This is a genomic window from Pseudalkalibacillus sp. NRS-1564 (assembly GCF_050467905.1).
In the GTDB taxonomy this organism is placed as follows: Bacteria; Bacillota; Bacilli; order Bacillales; family Guptibacillaceae; genus Guptibacillus; species Guptibacillus hwajinpoensis_B.
This window is the reverse complement of record NZ_JBITPM010000011.1, coordinates 55,533-76,864: the sequence shown is the minus strand read 5'-3', so window position 1 is coordinate 76,864 and position 21,332 is coordinate 55,533. Positions and strand designations below refer to the sequence as shown.

Sequence of the window (21,332 nt, the reverse complement as noted above, 5' to 3'; positions counted from 1 at the left end):
CTTCACTACCGGGGCTGATCGTTCTTCTTTCTTTTTTTATCAAGTTATAATAATCGGGACGTGAAAAGTCAATAGGGTAGAAAATAAAAAAAGACGAATAAATGTTCGGTTTTCTATTGGCAAATCACCTAAAAAGAGATATGATAGTGATAGTTTAATAACGAGGAGGAATTCATTCGTGAGTGATCGTAAAGCTGCCTTAGATATGGCACTTAGACAAATAGAAAAACAATTCGGTAAAGGTTCAATCATGAAACTCGGCGAACAAGCTGAGCAAAGAGTCTCTACAGTATCAACTGGTTCACTGGCTCTTGATATTGCTCTTGGTGTGGGCGGTTATCCAAGAGGTCGTGTTATCGAAGTATACGGCCCGGAATCTTCTGGTAAAACAACAGTTGCCCTTCACGCTATCGCAGAAGTACAGCGTAACGGTGGCCAGGCTGCTTTTATTGATGCTGAGCACGCTCTGGATCCGGTTTATGCAGAAAAGCTTGGTGTTAACATCGATGAGCTACTACTTTCTCAACCTGATACAGGAGAACAAGCCCTAGAAATTGCTGAAGCTCTCGTACGAAGCGGTGCAGTTGATATGGTTGTAGTTGACTCCGTAGCTGCTCTTGTACCAAAGGCAGAAATCGAAGGTGAAATGGGAGATGCACACGTTGGTTTGCAGGCGCGTCTAATGTCTCAAGCGCTTCGTAAGCTTTCAGGTGCGATTAATAAATCCAAAACTACCGCGGTCTTTATTAACCAGATTCGCGAGAAAGTTGGGGTTATGTTCGGGAACCCAGAAACAACTCCAGGCGGACGTGCGCTGAAGTTCTATTCATCTGTTCGATTAGAAGTTCGTCGTGCTGAAACGCTGAAGCAGGGTAACGACATGGTCGGTAACAAAACGCGTATTAAAGTTGTCAAGAACAAGGTCGCTCCGCCGTTTAAACAAGCAGAAGTTGACATTATGTACGGAGAAGGGATTTCTAAGCAAGGTGAGATCCTTGACATTGGTTCAAACCTTGAAATTGTTCAGAAGAGCGGCGCATGGTTCTCTTTCGAAGGCGAACGTCTTGGGCAGGGCCGTGAAAATGCAAAGCAATTCTTGAAAGAAAACCCAGCAATGGAAGCTGAAATTGAAGGGCGTATTCGCGCTCATCACAATCTTGATGCAGATAAGCAGCTAGATGAATCAGCTGCAGGTAAAGATACGCTTCTACCTGAAGAAGAATAAGACGCTTGATAGAAAGTCGGTCATAATGGCCGGCTTTTTATCTACTTACATAGTCTGTCGATACGAAACGTTGTACTGATATAGAGAGCTGAATTTCCATGATCAGGCAGTGAATGACCGCTCAATCAAGGCAATTTCACTAAGAGTTCAAGGCGAAAAAAAGAGCAATAATGAGTTATTTGAAGGGATTTTGCCCTGATGTGCTCTCTTGACAACCTTTACTCTGAAAGATACAATATTAATTGTATAATTATAATTTTCTAGTAGAATTATACTTTATTCTTAACAGATGAAATGTGCTGGATTGAAATTTTGCAAGTGGTACTAAGAATTAACATGACAGCAAACCAACAAGTTGATAGCAGGAGGAGGTGAGTTCGATGGATATAGTGATCATCATCTCCACTATGCTGGTCTCTGCAGTCGTCGGAGCAGTTGTTGGATTTCTTGTTCGCAAAATGATTGCTGAAGCGAAAATCTCCAGTGCAGAAATGGAAGCGCAACGGATTATCAAAGAAGGTAAAAACGACGCTGAAGCTTTGAAGAAGGAAGCTATGCTTGAAGCGAAGGACGAGAATCATAATCTTCGTGTTGAAGCTGAGCGTGAAATTCGTGAACGCAGAAATGAGTTACAAAAACAAGAGAATCGTTTGGTACAAAAAGAAGAGGTCCTTGATCGCAAAAGTGAGACTCTTGACAAAAAAGAGGATTCCCTCGAAAGAAGAGAGGACTCTCTCACCAAAAAACAACGGCAAATTGAAGAGATGGAAGGCAAAGTGGAGGAGTTGCTTCAAGAGCAACAACACGAGCTTCAGCGAATTTCCGGTTTAACAAGGGAAGAAGCGAAGCAAATCATCTTCCGTGAAAGTGAGCAGGAGCTTGAGCATGAGCTGGCGCAGATGGTGAAAGAGCGCGAGAACTATGCGAAAGAAGAAGCTGATAAGAAAGCGAGAGAAGTACTTTCGCTTGCGATTCAGCGCTGTGCAGCGGATCATGTTGCAGAAACAACGGTTTCCGTTGTAAACCTGCCTAATGATGAGATGAAAGGTCGAATCATCGGTCGTGAAGGCCGAAACATTCGAACTCTTGAAACGTTAACGGGAATTGACTTGATTATCGATGATACACCTGAGGCAGTTATTCTGTCCGGTTTTGATCCGATACGAAGAGAAATTGCTCGTAATGCCCTGGATAAGCTCGTACAGGATGGAAGAATTCACCCTGCACGAATTGAAGAAATGGTTGAGAAATCACGCAGGGAAGTGGATGAATACATTCGCGAAGTTGGAGAACAATCCACATTTGAAATTGGAGTTCACGGACTCCACCCGGATCTCATTAAGATCCTGGGCCGTTTGAAATTCCGTACAAGTTATGGACAGAATGTCTTGAAGCATTCCATGGAAGTTGCTTATCTAACGGGCCTTATGGCCGCAGAGCTTGGAGAAGACGTACAGTTAGCACGTCGCGCTGGTCTCCTTCATGACCTTGGTAAAGCGATTGACCACGAAGTCGAAGGTAGCCACGTTGAAATTGGCGTTGAGCTTGCGACGAAGTATAAAGAGCATCCGGTTGTTATTAATGCAATCGCATCTCACCATGGTGATACGGAAGCAACATCAGTAATTTCAACGCTTGTGGCAGCAGCCGATGCATTGTCAGCTGCACGTCCGGGAGCGCGTCGTGAAACACTTGAGACGTATATTCGTCGTCTTGAGAAACTTGAGGAAATTTCAGAGTCGTTTGAAGGCGTTGAGAAATCATTCGCGATTCAAGCTGGCCGAGAAATCAGGATCATGGTTAAGCCTGATCTTGTTGATGACGTTTCATCATATCGTCTCGCACGAGAAATTACGAAGAAAATTGAAAATGAACTGGACTACCCTGGGCACATTAAGGTCACGGTCATCCGTGAAACAAGGGCAGTTGAGTATGCAAAATAAAGCGATGCCGCGTGCATCGCTTTATTTAATTTCACCTAAAACTTACGAATCATACTTTCTTTTGATAAACTGATAAAGAATGAACTAAGAGATTGGAGCATTATAATGAATATACTTTTTATTGGAGACGTTGTTGGCTCTCCCGGACGCAATATGATTTCTACTTATTTACCTCGCTTAAAGAAAAAATACAAACCTACTTTTACGATTGTGAATGGCGAGAATGCGGCAAGTGGTCGCGGCATTACAGAGAAGATCTACCGTGGCTTTCTTGAGTCAGGCGCTCAAGTCATTACGATGGGTAATCATACATGGGACAACCGAGAAATTTTTGAATTTATCGATCGTGCTCCTAAACTCGTTAGACCAGCTAACTTCCCAGAAGGAACGCCAGGAAACGGTTCAACGATTGTGAACATTAATGGTGTTGAAGTAGGTGTCATTAACTTGCAGGGAAGAACGTTTCTTCCTGCGATGGATGATCCGTTCCGTAAAGCGGATGAACTGATTGAAGAGATGAGAGAGAGAACACCGGTCATTTTTGTTGATTTTCATGCAGAAACAACGAGTGAAAAACAGGCGATGGGCTGGTATCTTGATGGAAGAGTGACGGCAGTCGTTGGAACACATACTCACGTTCAAACAGCTGATGAGCGCATCTTGCCAGGTGGAACGGCTTATATGACAGATGCAGGAATGACAGGTCCTTACGATGGTATTCTTGGTATGGAGCGTGAAGCGGTAATTAAGAAGTTCCTTACGACAATGCCTGTAAGGTTTGAAGTAACAAAAGGTCGGGAACAACTTAGTGGGGTCTTTTTAACACTAGATCCAAAAACTGGTAAGGCAACAAAGATTCAACGGATTGCGATCAATGACGACCATCCATTCTATGATTAAAACGTTTTGAAAAGATGACGGAAACAGCAGGAATACAAGCTTCTTACAAGGAATATAGTCTAGAGTGGTAATGGATGATCAAATTAAGGAGGGGCTATAAAGGATATATTAAAAGTTTCAGCAAAATCCAATCCTAATTCTGTAGCTGGTGCACTTGCGGGCGTCCTTAGGGAACGCGGTAATGCCGAGATTCAAGCGATTGGAGCAGGTGCATTAAATCAAGCTGTTAAAGCAGTAGCCATCGCAAGAGGGTTTGTAGCACCTAGTGGCGTTGACCTCATTTGTATCCCTGCTTTCACCGATATTTTAATTGATGGTGAAGAGCGTACCGCAATTAAGCTCATTGTAGAGCCTCGCTAAATCATTCCGTCAGAAAAACCTGTTTGTTTTTACAAACAGGTTTTTTTATACTTTAATTTGAAACGCAGAAGAATGAAGGGGGATCTTAATGAATATAGTAGATGCACACTGTGACGTATTATGTAAAATGTGGTTAAATCCATCGCTTTCCTTTGAAAATGGGGAAGGACTTCATACAAACCTTGAGCAAATGAGAAGGGCAGGAGCAAAGCTACAGCTCTTTGCGATCTATGTTCCAGAAAGCGTGCCAGCTTCCGCTAAATTTGATTGTGCTCTTGAAATGGTTGAGATTTTCCATGAGAAGGTTATCAAGCCATATGAGGATGTTGTTGCGGTTTATTCCAAAAAAGAGGCAGAGCAGCTTCCTGATGGGAAAATAGGAGCGATGCTCACGCTAGAAGGCGTAGATGCAATAGGGAGTGAAGCAACAAGGCTTAAAACGCTCATTCGACTTGGTGTGCGATCGGTTGGATTAACGTGGAATTATGGGAATGCAACGGCAGACGGTATTCTTGAATCAAGGGGCGCAGGGTTAACTGATTTTGGAAGAAGCGTTGTCGATTTACATAACCAGCATCGAGTGTGGACGGATGTTTCGCATCTTTCAGTACGAGCATTTTGGGATGTGTTAGAGCAAGGGCGCTACGTCATCGCTTCTCACTCGAATGCCAAAGCCATTTGCACCCATCCAAGAAACTTGGATAATCAACAGTTATCGGCGCTAATTGAAAAGAATTCCTTGATCGGCGTGACGTTTGTGCCTAAGTTTCTACGAAATGACCGGAATGCAAGTGTTTCGGATATTATCCATCATATTGAACACATCTGTAGCCTCGGTGGCGCGGAAAATATCGGACTTGGCTCTGATTTTGATGGAATTGATCAAGTTCCGAAAGATTTAACATGCTACAGCGACTATCCTCGACTTATTGAGGAGCTACATCGTTATTACAATGATGACCAAGTAAATGGGTTTTTAGGTGAAAACTTTATGGCTAGAATGCCTGAGTAAGTAAGAATTTAGTAATTGTGAGCTTCGTGAGCAGGGAATTATCATCCTATTTCGAACTAGTAATATAAGCAAGCGGTTTCAGGTACTAGATTAGAAAGGGTGGGACGTTATGATCGAACAACTTTCGTGGAAAGTTGGAGGACAGCAGGGTGAAGGAATAGATAGTACAGGAGAAATATTTGCGATCGCATTAAATCGACTTGGCTACTACTTGTATGGTTACCGGCATTTCTCGTCCCGTATCAAAGGCGGGCATACGAATAATAAGATCCGTGTTAGTACGAAAGAAGTTCGAGCGGTCTCAGATGACCTTGACATGCTTATTGCGTTTGATCAGGAAACAATTGATGTGAATGCTCATGAGCTTCATAGTAAAGGAATTATTATCGGTGATGCCAAATTCAAGCCAGTGAAGCCTGAGAAATGTCAGGCGACGCTCGTGATCATTCCCTTTACTGAAATCGCAACTGAGCTAGGGACATCACTGATGAAGAATATGGTGGCAATTGGCGCAACAAGCGCGGCGTTAGGAATTGATACTGCGACGTATCAAGCTGTCGTGGAAGAGATATTTGGCCGTAAAGGCGAAAAAGTTGTGAACAATAACATGGAGGCGATTCAGCGTGGCGCTGATGCTTACAATGAATCCGCGGGTAATCGTGTTCAAACGCTTTCGTTAAAAAAGCGGATGGAAAGCACCGTATGTTCATGATTGGAAATGATGCGATCGCGCTTGGTGCCCTGGCGGGAGGGGCAAGGTTAATGGCTGCATACCCAATTACGCCAGCATCAGAAATCATGGAATACTTAATTAAGAAGCTGCCAGAGTTTGGTGGGACGGTCGTGCAGACGGAAGATGAAATTGCGGCTGCAACGATGGCCATTGGCTCGAATTACGCAGGAGTTCGAACGTTAACCGCATCCGCAGGGCCAGGTTTATCCCTTATGATGGAGGCTATAGGCTTATCTGGTATTACTGAAACGCCTCTTGTGATCGTTGATACGCAGCGTGGGGGACCGAGTACGGGACTTCCTACTAAACAAGAACAGTCTGATTTACTGGCGATGATTTACGGCACACATGGAGAGATTCCTAAGATAGTGATTGCACCAAGTACCGTGGAAGAAGCATTTTATGATGCGATTGAAGCATTCAATCTTGCTGAGGAATATCAGTGTCCGGTCATTCTACTATCTGATCTTCAATTATCATTAGGAAAACAAAGTGTTGAACCGCTCGATTACAATAAAATCAAGATTCGTCGAGGGAAGTTAAATGATGACGCAATCGCTGAGCGAGAAGATAAATCATATTTTAAACGCTTTGAAGTTACTGATGATGGGATATCGAATCGCGTGATTCCTGGAACGAAAAATGGTATTTTTCATGTCACAGGAGTAGAACATGATGAGACAGGAAAGCCATCTGAGGTTCCGCAGAATCGAAAAGATCAGATGGAGAAGAGGCTTCGTAAAATCAGCAATTTATCATTTCCACAGCCTATTTTTAAAGTGGAGCAGCATGAAGAGCCAGATGTGCTTCTGATTGGTTTTAATTCGACGAGAGGAAGTATTGAAGAAGTAATGCCAAGACTTGAAGCAGATGGATTAAAAGTAAACCACGCGCAAATCCGACTTGTCCATCCTTTCCCTGCAGATGAGCTTAGGCCAATGTTACAGGCTGCAAAGAAAGTGATTGTCATTGAACACAATGCGACTGGTCAGCTTGCAAGTCTCGTAAAAATGAATGTAGGTTATGGGGAGAAAATTGAAAGTCTATTGAAATACGATGGAAATCCATTTCTACCTGGAGACATCCACCAACAATGCAAGGAGATGTTAGCGAATGGCCACATTTAAAGATTTTCGGAATCAGGTAAAACCTAACTGGTGTCCTGGCTGTGGAGATTTCTCGGTTCAAGCGGCCATTCAGCGCGCGGCAGCAAATGTAGGTCTTGAACCAGATGATCTTGCTGTAATTTCCGGCATTGGTTGCTCTGGTCGTATAAGTGGGTATATTAACGCGTATGGCTTTCATGGGATACATGGCAGGTCCCTTCCTATTGCACAGGGCGTGAAGATGGCAAACCGAGAATTAACGGTTATTGCATCAGGCGGAGATGGGGACGGCTTCGCAATCGGTATGGGGCATACGATTCATGCGATGCGACGAAATATTGATATTACCTATATCGTGATGGACAATCAAATTTATGGTCTAACGAAAGGACAGACTTCTCCAACGAGTGCAGAAGGCTTTAAAACAAAAAGTACGCCTACAGGTTCCATTGAGTCGTCTTTATCGATTATGGAACTTGCGCTCTCAAGCGGCTGTGGCTTTGTGGCCCAAAGCTTTTCAACAGATTTAAAGGACCTTGTAGCGATCATAGAGCAAGGAATTCAACATAAAGGCTTCTCTTTAATTAATGTGTTTAGCCCGTGCGTTACGTTTAACAAAGTAAATACGTATGACTGGTTTAAACAGAACCTCATTAGCTTGAATGATATCGAAGGATATGATCCGAAAAATCGAATGATGGCGATGCAAACATTAATGGAACACGACGGATTGGTAAAAGGTCTTATATATCACAACCCTAATCGTCCTTCTTATCAAGAGTCCGTAAGAGGATATAGTGCAGATGCCTTATCGAAGCAGGAGCTATCGCTTCCAGAGGAGAAGTTCTCGGAATTAATGGCTGAATTTATGTAATACTAACATGAACCCTTCTGTGTAGAAGGGTTTTTTTTATGGGGATTTTGTCGTTATCCCATTCCATAAATAAAACTATAACTGTCCGCGTGTGGAGGACAGTTTACCTTTACGTGATAAATAATAAATGATAGTATAGTTGTGATAACAGTGATTAGAGAATGTTTTGAAAAAGTGAGGTGTACGCTGTGGAAGGAAAAATGAAGGCGGTTGTAAAGCATGAACGTGCAAAGGGTGCTCAGCTACAAACCGTTGATATTCCACAAATTAATGATAATGAAGTATTAATTCAAGTAAAAGCAACATCGATTTGCGGAACAGATGTACATATTTATACGTGGGATGAATGGTCTCAGAGCCGCGTAAACCCTCCATATGTTTTCGGTCATGAATTTGCTGGAGTGGTTGTAGAAAAAGGAAAGAACGTAACTAACCTTGAGGTTGGAGATCATGTTTCAGCTGAAACTCATATTGTCTGCAATCAATGTCCACAATGTTTAACAGGGAAGTTTCATATTTGCGAAAATACGAAAATCATTGGTGTTGATACGGACGGCTGTTTTGCGGAATATGTGGCTCTTCCATCACAAAATATATGGAAAAAATCCTGAGTCTCTTTCATTCGATGTCGCTTCTGTTCAAGAGCCAATGGGGAACGCAGTACATACTGTACTCGCTGGAGATGTAGCAGGAAAGACCGTAGCGATCATTGGCTGTGGGCCAATCGGTATAATGGCTGTAGGTGTAGCGAAAGCAGCAGGAGCATCACAGGTCATTGCACTTGATTTAAATGACTATCGCCTTGATCTTGCGAAAGAAATGGGTGCAACAACCGTCATTAATTCACGAAATGAAGATCCTCTTCAAGTTGTGAAGGAGCTAACAAATGGCCATGGCGTTGACGTTGTATGCGAGATGTCAGGACATCCGATTGCAATGAACCAGGGCTTCAAAATGGTGACAAACGGTGGCCGCGTTTCTATTCTAAGTTTACCGGTGCGACCAGTTGAAATTGATGTGACAAATGACATTGTTTTCAAAGGGATTACCGTTCAAGGAATTACTGGAAGAAAAATGTTTGAAACACGGCGCCGGGTTTCTGGATTATTGCAGTCAGGTCAGGTAGATGTGGAGCCAATGATTACGCATCACTTCCCGCTTGAAGACTTTGAAAAAGGCTTCGAATTAATGAACGAGGGTAAATGTGGTAAGGTAGTATTACATCCATAAGGCTCAAATTGAGCCATTACATAATAATGAGGAGGCCGATCAATGAAAGGTTTTGAATATCTCCAAGAAGAGCTTGATCAAATGCAAGAGGAAGGCGTGTTTCGTAATTTAATTCCGCTTGAATCCGCTCAAGGGTCACGCGTTACGATTAAAGGAAAAAACGTCATTCAGCTGTCATCAAACAACTATCTCGGACTGACGGACCATCCGAAAATGAAACAAGCAGCGATTGAAGCAGTTGAAAAATACGGTGCAGGAACAGGTTCTGTTCGAACGATTGCAGGAACGCTTTCAATGCACGAACAGTTTGAAGAAAAGCTTGCTGAGTTCAAGCACACAGAAGCGGCGCTCGTTCTTCAATCAGGATTTGCAACGAATCAAGCAGTCCTTTCAGCGATCCTATCGAAAGAAGACGTCGTGATTTCTGATGAATTAAACCACGCTTCGATCATTGACGGCATTCGCTTAACAAAAGCGGGACGTCGTATTCACAAGCATACGGACATGGAAGACCTTGAGAACGCACTGAAAGAAACACAAGATTATCGTACACGTCTTGTTGTAACGGATGGTGTTTTCTCAATGGACGGAAACATTGCACCGCTAACTGAAATTGTCGAGCTTTGTGAAAAGTATGATGCGCTTGTAATGGTTGATGACGCTCACGCGAGTGGTGTACTTGGGGAGAACGGTCGCGGTACGGTTGACCACTTCGGCTTAAACGGACGCGTTCACATCCAAGTTGGTACGCTTAGTAAAGCAATTGGCGTTCTAGGTGGTTACATTGCAAGTACAAAAACACTTCGCGATTACCTGATCCATAAAGGTCGTCCATTCTTGTTTAGTACTTCTCATCCTCCAGCTGTAACAGCTGCTTGCTCAGCGGCAATCGACGTTCTTGTGGAAGAGCCAGAGTTGATCGAGAAGCTTTGGGATAACACGAAGTTCTTTAAAGCTGGCTTGAAAGAGCTTGGTTTTGACACAGGCATTAGTGAGACACCAGTAACACCTGTCATCATTGGTGACGAAGCGCTCACACATAAATTCTCTGATAAATTATTTGAGAACGGCGTCTTTGCGCAGGGCATCGCGTTCCCTACCGTTGCTAAAGGAAAAGGCCGCGTTCGGACGATCGTAACGGCTCAACATTCAAAAGAAGATCTTCAAGAAGCACTAGATGCATTTGAAAAGTCTGGAAAAGAGCTTGGAATTTTATAAATGAAAGATGGAGGGGGAGCGATCCCTCTCTTTTTTTAGGATAATTTTGTACCCACATCTGCGTTAGTTCATCTATCCTGGGCTTACTCCTTTTCCAGGTTTTATTGATTAAATACTCTGAACCCCTTATAATAAAGGAATGTCCATTAGTTACACATTTCTTAATTGACAATAAAGGATAACGTATAAAACGAAGCTTTTATAGAAGTGATTTCTATTAGCGAGGTTTTTTCTAAGTTTAGGAGCATTATGCTCTTTTTCATAGCAGGGTCATCCTTTTTAATTAGAAAGGAGTCGAACGACATGAACGAACAACAGCGTCTGGATTCGCAAATCAATGTAAAGAAAACAGAGAAAACAACGGAAGATTTCGCGAAATATTTCCAGACAACGTACCAGGCACCTAACTTAAAAGATGCCAAGCGCAGAGGGAAAGAAAATGTAAACGTTCATTACGATTTTGAAATTCCAGAGAATATTAAAAACCTTGGGAAAGATAAAAAGTTTTTGATTCGTACGTACGGATGTCAAATGAATGAACACGATACAGAAGTAATGGCAGGAATTTTTGAAGAAATGGGTTTTGAAGCTACAACGGAAGTCAAAGAGGCGGATGTTGTTCTCCTAAATACGTGTGCGATTCGTGAAAACGCGGAGAACAAAGTATTTGGTGAGCTCGGTCATCTAAAACCGTTGAAAATGGAAAATCCCGATTTAATCATTGGCGTATGCGGGTGTATGTCACAGGAAGAATCTGTCGTAAACCGTATTATGCAAAAGCATCAATTTGTTGATTTAATCTTTGGGACACATAACATTCACCGTCTTCCAGAACTGATGGAGCAAGCTGTCTTCGGTAAAGAAATGGTCATGGAAGTATGGTCTAAAGAAGGCGACATTATTGAGAACCTTCCTAGAACGAGAAAAGGTGAAATCAAAGCATGGGTTAATATCATGTACGGCTGTGATAAATTCTGTACATATTGCATTGTTCCATATACACGAGGGAAAGAAAGAAGCCGACGCCCTGAAGATATTATTCAAGAAGTACGCCATTTAGCTGCTAAAGGCTATAAAGAAGTGACGCTTCTCGGACAGAATGTAAACGCCTACGGGAAAGATTTAGAAGACATCGAGTATGGACTTGGTGATCTTATGAACGAGATTCATAAGATTGATATTCCTAGAGTTCGCTTCACGACGAGCCATCCACGTGACTTTGATGATCGTCTTGTGGAAGTGCTCGGTCAGGGCGGTAACTTAGTTGATCATATTCACCTTCCTGTGCAAAGTGGAAGCAATGAAGTTCTGAAATTAATGAACCGTCGCTACACACGTGAAACGTATTTAGAACTAGTTAGTAAGATTAAAAAGGTTATGCCTAACGCAACCTTTACAACAGATATCATCGTAGGGTTCCCTAATGAAACGGATGAGCAATTCGAAGAAACGATGGAGCTTGTGAAGGAAGTAGAGTATGACAGTGCGTATACGTTCATTTACTCCCAGCGTGATGGTACACCAGCTGCTAAAATGAAAGATAACGTCCCAATGGAAGTGAAGAAAGAACGCCTTCAGCGGTTGAATGCCCTTGTGAATGAAATGGCTGCCAAAAACAACGCTGTTTTTGAAGGACAGATCGTAGAAGTGCTTGTTGAAGGGGAAAGTAAGAAAAATGCAGACGTTCTTTCTGGTTATACAAGCAAGAACAAAGTTGTGAACTTTAGAGGTCCTAAATCGTTAGTTGGTCAAATTGTTCAGGTGAAAATCACAAAAGCAAAAACGTGGTCACTTGATGGAGAATACATCGAAAAAACGGCTGAGGTGAATGCATAATGATATCAAGAATGGAAGTGATTTCAAAAGCGAAAGATCTTGCGAAGCTCGTATCTGAAACAGAAGAAGTTGATTTCTTCAAACGTGCAGAAGAAAAGATTAACGAAAATAAAAAGGTTCAAAGTCTGATTGCTCGTATTAAACTAGAGCAAAAAGAAGCGGTTAATCTTCAGCACTACAGCAAGCATGAAGCATTGAAGGAGAAGGATGAGCGTATTGACAAACTCATGCAGCAGCTTGATGAAATTCCTGTCGTACAGGAATTCAAGCGCTCGCAATCGGATGTGAATGATCTTCTTCAACTTGTAGCAAACACGATTTCTAACACGGTAACAGATGAAATTATCGAATCAACTGGTGGAAACGTACTTGAAGGAACTACTGGCTCAAGTCAGCAGGGACCTGGTTGTAAGTAATAGCTTCCATATCTTCATCATTTAATTTGAATACGAAAGCCTTCCAATGGTTTATTGGAAGGCTTTTTTTGATTGGATGCAAACTGTTTTTTGAAATAGTCACTTATTATATTGGATAATTATGTTAAAGTGAACAAAGAGACTACATAAGCTATTTATTCAAACGGAAGAGTTTCTATGTATTTTAATAGCGAAAGGTTAATGGCGTTATAGCCTGAATAGCGGAATCCTGGAGGAGGCAATGATTTGCGTATTTTTCATGTAAGTGAAGAAGACGATATTCAAGAATTTCACCCAAGAATTCCTACGTGTAAAGATCTTGACCAATCAATAGGACTTGTTTGGGCCGTTAACGAAATTTGTTTACCTAACTTTTTAACACCTCGAAATTGTCCGCGCGTTTGCTTTCACGTCGGGCCAAATACTTCAGATGCAGATAAGCAAACATATCTATCTTCGAGTTGTCAGCATGTGATCGTCCTTGAAAATAGCTGGTTTGAAACGATGACTCGAACTAAACTCTATTTGTATGAGTTCGATGAGATGCATTTTAAGCTCCAAGACGAGAATGCTGGCTATTATGTAAGCGAAACCACCCAAGTTCCACTGGATAAGATTGAGATAGATCACCCCATTCAGGAGCTATTCCGTCGTCAGGTAGAAGTAAGGTTTGTTGATCAGCTGTGGGATATCTATGATGAGATCCAACAAACAACGCTTCAGTGGTCCATGTGCCGAATGAGGTTTGCTCGTTCAAGAAATTAAAAAGAGAGGAGTAGTCAGATGGAGCTTGGTCATCCAATCGCTGCTGGAAATACAGCGAAAGTTTACATCGTTCAAGATAAAATTGTGAAAGTGTTTCGTGAAGACCTTCCAGAAGGAACCTCTTTCTATGAAGCTGAGAAGCAACGTTACGCTTTATCAAAAGGACTTCCGGTACCGAAAGTCATTGAGGTAACGAAAATAGATGGTAGACAGGCGATCATGATGGAAAAAATCAGCGGTCGCACGTTAGGTGAGCTACTTTTAGAAAATAGGAATCTAGCACAGCGCTATATGGAGATGTCCATTGACATTCAACAAAGGATTCATCAAATTAGCGCCGACTCGATTGAACCGATGACCGAAAAGCTAACACGCCAAATAGGTGCAGCGGAGCGATTAAGTCAATCTCAAAAAACAGCGTTACTCCTCAAATTGAGTGAAATGCCAGTTAAGAAGCAGCTTTGTCACGGTGATTTTCATCTATTTAATCTGATTATGGACGATCAAGTAACGATTATTGATTGGGTCGATGCTAGCGCTGGGGATAGCCGAGCAGATGTTTACAGAACGTATCTATTGTATACGCAATTTTCAAGCGCGTTAGCGGAACTGTATTTACAGCTCTATTGCATAAAAAGTGGCTTATCAAAAGATGAAATCATGGATTGGGCTCCGATTATTGCGGGGGCACGGTTATCAGAAGGAGTATTATCAGAAGACAGCGATCGTCTATTAGAGATTGTAGATAAGTTAAGCCTGAGAGGATAAAACGCCTCTTAGGCTTAACTTATTTCTATATATAATTTTCACATACCATACTTTTTTAAGAAAAATACGAAAAGGTTGTAAAGCATTGGACATTCGAGACATAGACTGATAGTGGAACAGCCTTTATATATAAGAAAACATTTATTTTATGGTGTTGGTCATGTTATTTCATGTTGAAGTAAAAAAAGAGGAACACTGGTCGTTTGTCTTGCATAGGATGAGAATGAAGATTGGAAGAGGAGGTATGATCGATGTCAGAGGAATATAATTACAGAGAGATATTCGCCAAAGCTGTTTGCGGAAAAGGGCGTAAATTTACACAGGATACACATACGGTAACACCGTCGCATAAACCTTCAAGTATTCTTGGTTGTTGGATTATTAATAATGAATTCACTGCAAAGAAGCATGGGGACTGTGTAAATGTTGAAGGCTCTTATGACATTAATATCTGGTACTCATACAGCCATAATACGAAAACAGAAGTCGTAACAGAAAATGTGAAATACCGTGAAGAAATTCCTCTTCGCTATAAAGACAAAGATTGCGTGGCTGAAGAAGTTGTAGCAAAAGCTATTCAAGAGCCAAATGCACTTGAAGCTACTATAGCTCCAAGTGGTCACAAAATTATTGTTCAAGTGGAAAGAGAGTTTCTTGTAGAAGTGATTGGCGAAACGAAAATTTGCGTATACGTTAATCCGGATGGCTGCGGAGACGATGATGACGATTGGGATTATGATGTAGACGATGAAGAGTTTGAAGATTTGGATCCGAACTTTTTAATTGGTGATCTAGAGGAATAGTGCGTCCAGGGAGAAGCAATCCTTCTTCCTGGTTTTTATTTTGTTATTAAGAGCTTGTAGAGTCTAACCGCCAATTTGTCGTTTCACCCCTTCGATTGAGACATAAAACGTCTCATTCTCAGGGATTCCAACATCCTACGGATTTAAACAGGCACACTCCGCTTTTCTTGTCTAGCTGCGTGTGCCAAATCCTTCGGTCGTTTCACCCCTTCGATTGAGACATAAAACGTCTCATTCTCAGGGGTTCCAACGTCCTACGGATTTAAACAGGCACACTCCGCTTTTCTGATATGCTATACTGTTATTTGAATAGATTTAAGATTGGTGGAGAAGAAACATGGCTCGATATACCCCGATGATGGAACAATATTTACGGATTAAGGCAGAGTACCAGGATGCCTTTTTATTTTTTCGTTTAGGCGACTTTTATGAGATGTTCTTCGAGGATGCGATGCGCGCTTCGAAGGAATTGGAGATTACATTAACGAGCAGAGATGGTGGGGGAGAAGACCGCATTCCGATGTGTGGTGTGCCTTATCATGCTGCTGAAAACTATATATCACAGCTAGTGACAAAAGGTTATAAGATTGCGATTTGTGAACAAACAGAAGATCCGAAACAGGCGAAAGGCGTCGTTCGAAGAGAAGTCGTTCAGCTTATTACGCCAGGTACGGTGATGTCGGACCATTTAATTAAAGAAAAGGAAAATAACTACATTGTGGCCATTTCCGTATTTGAAGATGAGACTTATGCGCTTGCGGCGAATGATTTAACGACTGGTGAATCGATGGCAACAATTTTAGCTGGCGATCATCATGAAGTAATCGGTGAGCTCTCGAATCTGGCCCCGCGCGAAGTCATTCTTGCGGTGATAGTGAGGCACTTTCTACAGCGATTCAAGAGCGAATGACCGTTACCGTATCGATTGAAGATGATGTGACGATTCCAGAATCGCTGCAGAAGTTAAGTGACCATATCGATCAACCGAAGCTTCTTCAGGTGTTTGGCCGACTTCTTCAATATTTGATTCGTACACAAAAGCGCTCAATGGATCATCTTCAGCCGCTTCGTCACTATCACGTTTCCCAATATATGAAACTTGATGTGAATTCTAAACGAAACCTCGAGCTAGTGGAGACGATTCGGGATAAAAAGCGGACAGGCTCTCTCGTCTGGTTCCTTGATAGTTCAGTAACAGCAATGGGCGGACGATTACTAAAGCAGTGGGTTGAGCGCCCGCTCTTACAGCAGCGAGAAATTGAGAAGCGACAGGAGCTTGTCGAGACGTTAATGAAGCAGTTCTTTGAACGTGAGACGATTCGTGAACAGCTTCAGGGCGTCTATGACCTTGAGCGACTTGCAGGGAAAGTGGCGTTTGGAAACCTAAACGCTCGTGATCTGGTACAGTTGCGAAAATCGCTAGAGAAGATTCCAGAAATCAAGCAGGCAGTGGGATCTCTTGATAACCCATATGCGAATGAGCTTGCGGCGGAAATCCTCCCATGTGATGATCTCGTTCAGCTTCTACAGGCAGCGATTGAAGATAACCCGCCTCTTTCTGTGAAAGAAGGGCAAATGATTCGAGACGGCTATCATGCGGATCTCGATAAATACCGCGATGCGAGTCGGAACGGAAAAGACTGGATTGCGGCCCTCCAAATGCAGGAGCGAGAGCGTACGGGGATTAAATCTCTTAAAATTGGCTACAACAAAGTATTTGGTTATTATATCGAAGTAACAAGATCAAACCTTCCGAACCTTCCAGAAGGTCGTTATGAGCGGAAACAGACGCTTTCTAATGCAGAGCGTTTTATTACCCCTGAACTAAAAGAGAAGGAAACGCTCATTTTGGAAGCGGAAGAAAAGATTGTTGATCTCGAATATAGCTTGTTTGCGAACTTACGTGAAGAAGTGAAGACTTACATTCCTGAGCTTCAGCAGCTTGCGAGAAAAATCAGTGAGCTCGACGTGCTTCAATCGTTCGCGGTTGTAAGTGAAGAAAATCGTTTCACTAAGCCAGTCTTCTCCAAAGAACGTAAAGTGGCTGTTGAAGGCGGACGTCATCCAGTCGTTGAGAAGATGTTAAAAGGCCGAGAGTATGTGGCAAACGACGTGATGATGGATCGCGATCGTGAAATCCTCTTAATTACAGGTCCTAACATGAGTGGTAAAAGTACGTACATGCGCCAGCTCGCCCTGATTTCGATCCTTGGGCAGATCGGTTGTTTTGTACCAGCGGAATCCGCTGTGCTCCCTGTGTTTGATCAAATCTTTACGCGAATCGGTGCGGCAGATGACCTTGCAGCTGGGCAAAGTACGTTTATGGTTGAAATGCTTGAAGCGAATTACGCCATTACGCGTGCTACGCAAGATAGCTTGATATTACTTGATGAGATTGGTCGCGGAACGTCAACGTATGACGGCATGGCGCTTGCGCAGTCAATTATTGAATATGTGCATAGTGAAGTAAGAGCAAAGACACTCTTCTCAACGCACTATCATGAGCTAACAACGCTTGAGGAAGACCTTGATCGCGTGAAAAATGTTCACGTTAAAGCGGTAGAAGAGAAGGGCAGAGTCGTTTTCCTTCATCGCGTTCATGATGGATCGGCTGATAAGAGTTACGGTATTCACGTGGCGCAGCTTGCCAACTTGCCTGATGCGCTCATTCAGCGTGCAGAAGCGATATTAGCTGAATTTGAGGCAGAGCCTGGCGCTCCAACTACACCTGTAGAGAAAAAAGAAACGGTCGAAGTCAAAGAAGATGATGCGCAGCTTGCTTTCTTTGATCAAGCAGAGGAAAAGAAGAAGCCAGCACGATCGTCTGGTGAGAAAGCGATTCTAGATCGCTTGAAGTCAGTGGATATTATGGAAATGACGCCGATGGACGCGATCAATACACTATATGAATTAAAGAAGCAGTTAAAGTCGTAGAGAAAGGGTGAGGAAGATGGGAAAGATCGTACAGCTTGATGATCAGCTTTCAAACAAAATAGCTGCCGGTGAAGTGGTGGAAAGACCGGCCTCTGTTGTGAAGGAACTAGTGGAGAATGCCATTGATGCAGAAAGCAGTGAAATCACAATTGAAATTGAAGAGGGCGGTCTTTCCAAAATTCGCATCGTAGATAACGGAAATGGAATGGATGAGGAAGATTGCAAGCTCGCTTTCTTCCGTCATGCGACGAGTAAAATCAAAAATGAACGAGACTTGTTTCACATTGAAACGCTCGGCTTCCGCGGGGAAGCTCTTCCGAGTATCGCAGCGGTTTCTCACTTAGAATTAAAAACCTCAACAGGAGAAGCGGCTGGAACGTACGTCAAAATTGAAGCGGGCAAAGTAGCGGAATTTAAAGCAACGGATAGTCGAAAAGGAACGGAAATGACCATCACGGGCTTATTCTACAATACACCAGCTCGCTTAAAACACATGAAAACCGTTCATACGGAGCTTGCGAATGTGGCTGACGTGATTAACCGTCAGGCAATGGCTCATCCGGATATTGCGTTTCGCTTCTTTCATAACGGGAAGAAGCTTCTGTCCACGACAGGAAACGGTGATCTGCTTCAAGTAATCGCAGCGATATATGGCTATAACACAGCGCGTAAAATGCTTCCACTACAGGCAGAAACAATTGATTTTTCTGTCAGTGGCTATGCAGCGAAGCCAGAGTTAACACGTGCTTCCCGTCAGTATATTTCTCTCATCATTAACGGGCGTTACATTAAAAATTTTCCGATATCAAAAGGGATTCAGCAGGGCTACCATACCCTTCTTCCTATCGGTCGTTACCCTATTGTCGTTCTTCATATTAAAATGAATCCAACGCTCATTGATGTAAACGTCCATCCATCCAAATTGGAAGCGCGCATTAGTAAGGAACAGGATCTCGCACTCGCGATTGAAAATGCGATTAAAGGCATCTTCAAGAAGATTGAACTCATCCCGGAGCAAGCTCCACCGAAGCAAAAGGAGCCTGAGACTGAGCAGCCAGCATTTCATTTTCAACATGAGGTTCGGAATAAAGAGCCTGAGGACGTGCCGATTAGACGTGAATGGACTCCTGATAGAAAAGTGGAGCATTCGGATGAACAGACCGAATCGTTTCCTCAACCTTTTAGCGTGAAGGAAGAGATCCAAACAGAGCAATATGAGCCGAGACCAAGTGACGCTTCAACACATTCTAGAGAACGGGAAACGCGGGACGAGCTAGAGATGGCGATGGACTACGTGAAGGAAACGAACAGTGATTCACGCATTCCTCCGCTTTATCCGATTGGTCAAATGCACGGAACGTATATCCTTGCACAGAATGAGAATGGGCTGTATATTATCGATCAGCATGCAGCACAGGAGCGAATAAAGTATGAATTTTATCGTGAGAAAGTCGGCGAGATTGATCCGGTTGTACAGGAGCTTCTCGTTCCGATTACACTAGAATACAACACATCCGAGTCGGCGATTATTGATAGTCGAATTGATGACCTTGCGAAGGTTGGCGTTTTCTTAGAATCATTTGGACCGAATAGCTATATGGTCAGCGCTCATCCCGTTTGGTTCCCCAAAGGAGCTGAACAAAATACGATTGAAGAATTGATTCAGGAGGTCGTTGATAATCGTCGGATCGACGTTAAGAAGCTGCGTGAGGAAGCGGCGATTATGATGTCGTGTAAGAAATCCATTAAAGCGAACCGTCATTTACGTGATGATGAAGTGTTCACGCTTCTTGAAACGCTGAGGCAGTCGATTGATCCATACACGTGTCCACACGGTCGTCCGATTATCATTCATTACTCCACGTATGAGATGGAGAAAATGTTTAAGAGAGTGATGTAACGAGCACAATGAGAAAAGAATGCAGGAAAGTGCGTGAGAATCATGAATAAAGAAAAACTAGTGACCGTTCTCGGTCCGACCGCCGTAGGGAAAACAAAGACGAGCATTGAGCTTGCGAAAGCGCTCGACGGTGAAATCATTAGCGGCGACTCGATGCAAATATACCGCGGTATGGATATCGGAACGGCGAAAGTAACAGAAGATGAAATGGAGGGCATCCCTCATTATCTCATTGATATCAAGCAGCCTACAGAAAGCTTTTCGGCAGCGGAATTTCAGAAGCTTGCAACGGAGCTTGTGACGGATATTAATCGTCGGGGAAAGGTGTCAATTATCGCTGGTGGTACAGGTCTTTATGTGAAATCCGTTACTCATCAGTATGCTTTTTCCGAAGCTAAAGAAGATCCTGAATATCGCGAGCAGCTTGAACAGATGGCTGATAAAGAAGGACCTATCGCATTTCATGCGCGCTTAAAAGACGTTGATCCTGTTAGCTATGAAACGATTCACCCAAACAATGTGAGAAGAGTGGTACGAGCATTAGAAGTCTATCACGTGACGGGTGAACCAGTCTCTGCTTCTAAAGATGCATTACCTGAACAGTCTCCTTACAATCTTGTGAATGTGGGTCTTACGATGGATCGGGATGTCCTATATGAACGCATTAATCAACGTGTCGATCTGATGGTAGAAGCAGGACTGCTTGAAGAAGCGCAACGTCTCTATGATGAAGGTGTGCGGAACTGTCAATCTGTGCAGGCGATTGGTTACAAAGAAATATATCGTAATTTGGAAGATCGCGTTTCGTTAGAAGATGCGATCATGGAGTTAAAACAGAATTCAAGAAGGTATGCGAAGCGTCAATTAACGTGGTTTCGTCACCAAATGGCGATGGACTGGTACGATATGACAGAACTTCGCGAAGAAAAAATTCAAGAAATCTTGAAAGTTGTTGCAGGAAAGTTAGCAGATAGCTAGAAATGTAGTTAGGGAATGCCTTTAGAGAAAAAGAGGAGGACTGACAATGAAGCATCAAATTAACATCCAGGATCAATTTCTAAACCAATTAAGAAAAGACAACGTTTTTGTAACGGTGTACCTGCTTAACGGATTCCAGCTGAAAGGGACGATCAAAGGATTTGATAATTTCACGATTATCCTTGAGTCCGATGGCAAGCAACAGTTGATTTACAAACATGCGATTTCTACTTTCGCTCCACAGCGATCAGTTGAAATAAATTTTGAATCTGACAAGTAAACACAAAGGCCCTCGTTCTGATTGATGCAGGATGGGGGACTTTTTCATATT

General features: G+C 42.8%; 15 protein-coding genes and 3 pseudogenes. All 18 read left to right on the top strand.

Annotated features, from left to right (window positions below):
* Positions 1 to 178 precede the first annotated feature (178 nt).
* Entirely contained in the window at positions 179 to 1,225 is a 1,047-nt protein-coding gene (gene recA / locus ACIFPW_RS05380; protein ID WP_404682215.1) for a recombinase RecA, read from the top strand.
* A gap of 380 nt (positions 1,226 to 1,605) precedes the next feature.
* A complete protein-coding gene (rny, locus tag ACIFPW_RS05375; protein ID WP_430242593.1) occupies positions 1,606 to 3,168 on the top strand; it encodes a ribonuclease Y in 1,563 nt (520 codons plus the stop codon).
* Positions 3,169 to 3,273: 105 nt separating this feature from the next.
* Positions 3,274 to 4,068 (top strand): TIGR00282 family metallophosphoesterase, encoded by a 795-nt coding sequence (locus tag ACIFPW_RS05370; RefSeq protein WP_226612874.1) that lies wholly within the window; start codon positions 3,274 to 3,276, stop codon positions 4,066 to 4,068.
* 96 nt (positions 4,069 to 4,164) lie between these two features.
* Entirely contained in the window at positions 4,165 to 4,428 is a 264-nt protein-coding gene (gene spoVS, locus ACIFPW_RS05365; protein ID WP_430242820.1) for a stage V sporulation protein SpoVS, read from the top strand.
* 88 nt (positions 4,429 to 4,516) lie between these two features.
* Complete coding sequence (locus ACIFPW_RS05360; RefSeq protein WP_194221460.1) at positions 4,517 to 5,440, top strand: dipeptidase; 924 nt, start codon at positions 4,517 to 4,519, stop codon at positions 5,438 to 5,440.
* A 109-nt stretch (positions 5,441 to 5,549) separates the two neighbouring features.
* Positions 5,550 to 7,300: pseudogene (locus ACIFPW_RS05355) on the top strand (2-oxoacid:acceptor oxidoreductase subunit alpha).
* Positions 7,287 to 8,153 (top strand): 2-oxoacid:ferredoxin oxidoreductase subunit beta, encoded by an 867-nt coding sequence (locus ACIFPW_RS05350; protein ID WP_194221462.1) that lies wholly within the window; start codon positions 7,287 to 7,289, stop codon positions 8,151 to 8,153. Before ACIFPW_RS05355 ends, ACIFPW_RS05350 begins: the two are co-directional and overlap by 14 nt.
* 188 nt (positions 8,154 to 8,341) lie before the next feature.
* Positions 8,342 to 9,383, top strand: a pseudogene (gene tdh, locus ACIFPW_RS05345) (L-threonine 3-dehydrogenase).
* Between the two features lie 42 nt (positions 9,384 to 9,425).
* The gene (locus ACIFPW_RS05340; protein WP_430242590.1) at positions 9,426 to 10,601 is read left to right on the top strand and encodes a glycine C-acetyltransferase; all 1,176 of its coding nucleotides are present in this window, start codon (positions 9,426 to 9,428) and stop codon (positions 10,599 to 10,601) included.
* Between the two features lie 303 nt (positions 10,602 to 10,904).
* On the top strand, positions 10,905 to 12,437 hold the full coding sequence (gene miaB / locus ACIFPW_RS05335; RefSeq protein ID WP_430242587.1) for a tRNA (N6-isopentenyl adenosine(37)-C2)-methylthiotransferase MiaB: 1,533 nt from the start codon (positions 10,905 to 10,907) through the stop codon (positions 12,435 to 12,437).
* Positions 12,437 to 12,853 (top strand): RicAFT regulatory complex protein RicA family protein, encoded by a 417-nt coding sequence (locus ACIFPW_RS05330; protein WP_404682209.1) that lies wholly within the window; start codon positions 12,437 to 12,439, stop codon positions 12,851 to 12,853. The genes miaB and ACIFPW_RS05330 overlap by 1 nt, the downstream gene beginning before the upstream one ends.
* Positions 12,854 to 13,099: 246 nt before the next feature.
* Complete coding sequence (locus ACIFPW_RS05325; RefSeq protein WP_430242583.1) at positions 13,100 to 13,618, top strand: DUF6886 family protein; 519 nt, start codon at positions 13,100 to 13,102, stop codon at positions 13,616 to 13,618.
* An 18-nt stretch (positions 13,619 to 13,636) separates the two neighbouring features.
* Positions 13,637 to 14,386: a phosphotransferase family protein gene (locus tag ACIFPW_RS05320; RefSeq protein ID WP_430242580.1), complete on the top strand. Its 750-nt coding sequence runs from the start codon at positions 13,637 to 13,639 to the stop codon at positions 14,384 to 14,386.
* A gap of 251 nt (positions 14,387 to 14,637) precedes the next feature.
* Entirely contained in the window at positions 14,638 to 15,189 is a 552-nt protein-coding gene (gene cotE / locus ACIFPW_RS05315; protein WP_430242577.1) for an outer spore coat protein CotE, read from the top strand.
* A 337-nt stretch (positions 15,190 to 15,526) separates the two neighbouring features.
* A pseudogene (gene mutS, locus ACIFPW_RS05310) lies at positions 15,527 to 18,123 on the top strand (DNA mismatch repair protein MutS).
* A 16-nt stretch (positions 18,124 to 18,139) separates the two neighbouring features.
* A complete protein-coding gene (mutL, locus tag ACIFPW_RS05305; protein ID WP_430242574.1) occupies positions 18,140 to 20,023 on the top strand; it encodes a DNA mismatch repair endonuclease MutL in 1,884 nt (627 codons plus the stop codon).
* A gap of 42 nt (positions 20,024 to 20,065) precedes the next feature.
* Entirely contained in the window at positions 20,066 to 21,001 is a 936-nt protein-coding gene (gene miaA, locus ACIFPW_RS05300) for a tRNA (adenosine(37)-N6)-dimethylallyltransferase MiaA (protein WP_430242818.1), read from the top strand.
* Between the two features lie 46 nt (positions 21,002 to 21,047).
* A complete protein-coding gene (hfq, locus tag ACIFPW_RS05295) occupies positions 21,048 to 21,281 on the top strand; it encodes an RNA chaperone Hfq (protein WP_430242571.1) in 234 nt (77 codons plus the stop codon).
* Positions 21,282 to 21,332 lie beyond the last annotated feature (51 nt).

Coding starts and splice junctions, on each gene's coding strand:
- rny (WP_430242593.1), top strand. CDS start 1,606: ATGGATATAGTGATCATCATCTCCACTATGCTGGTCTCTGCAGTCGTC.
- ACIFPW_RS05370 (WP_226612874.1), top strand. CDS start 3,274: ATGAATATACTTTTTATTGGAGACGTTGTTGGCTCTCCCGGACGCAAT.
- ACIFPW_RS05360 (WP_194221460.1), top strand. CDS start 4,517: ATGAATATAGTAGATGCACACTGTGACGTATTATGTAAAATGTGGTTA.
- ACIFPW_RS05350 (WP_194221462.1), top strand. CDS start 7,287: ATGGCCACATTTAAAGATTTTCGGAATCAGGTAAAACCTAACTGGTGT.
- ACIFPW_RS05340 (WP_430242590.1), top strand. CDS start 9,426: ATGAAAGGTTTTGAATATCTCCAAGAAGAGCTTGATCAAATGCAAGAG.
- miaB (WP_430242587.1), top strand. CDS start 10,905: ATGAACGAACAACAGCGTCTGGATTCGCAAATCAATGTAAAGAAAACA.
- ACIFPW_RS05330 (WP_404682209.1), top strand. CDS start 12,437: ATGATATCAAGAATGGAAGTGATTTCAAAAGCGAAAGATCTTGCGAAG.
- ACIFPW_RS05320 (WP_430242580.1), top strand. CDS start 13,637: ATGGAGCTTGGTCATCCAATCGCTGCTGGAAATACAGCGAAAGTTTAC.
- cotE (WP_430242577.1), top strand. CDS start 14,638: ATGTCAGAGGAATATAATTACAGAGAGATATTCGCCAAAGCTGTTTGC.
- mutL (WP_430242574.1), top strand. CDS start 18,140: ATGGGAAAGATCGTACAGCTTGATGATCAGCTTTCAAACAAAATAGCT.
- miaA (WP_430242818.1), top strand. CDS start 20,066: ATGAATAAAGAAAAACTAGTGACCGTTCTCGGTCCGACCGCCGTAGGG.
- hfq (WP_430242571.1), top strand. CDS start 21,048: ATGAAGCATCAAATTAACATCCAGGATCAATTTCTAAACCAATTAAGA.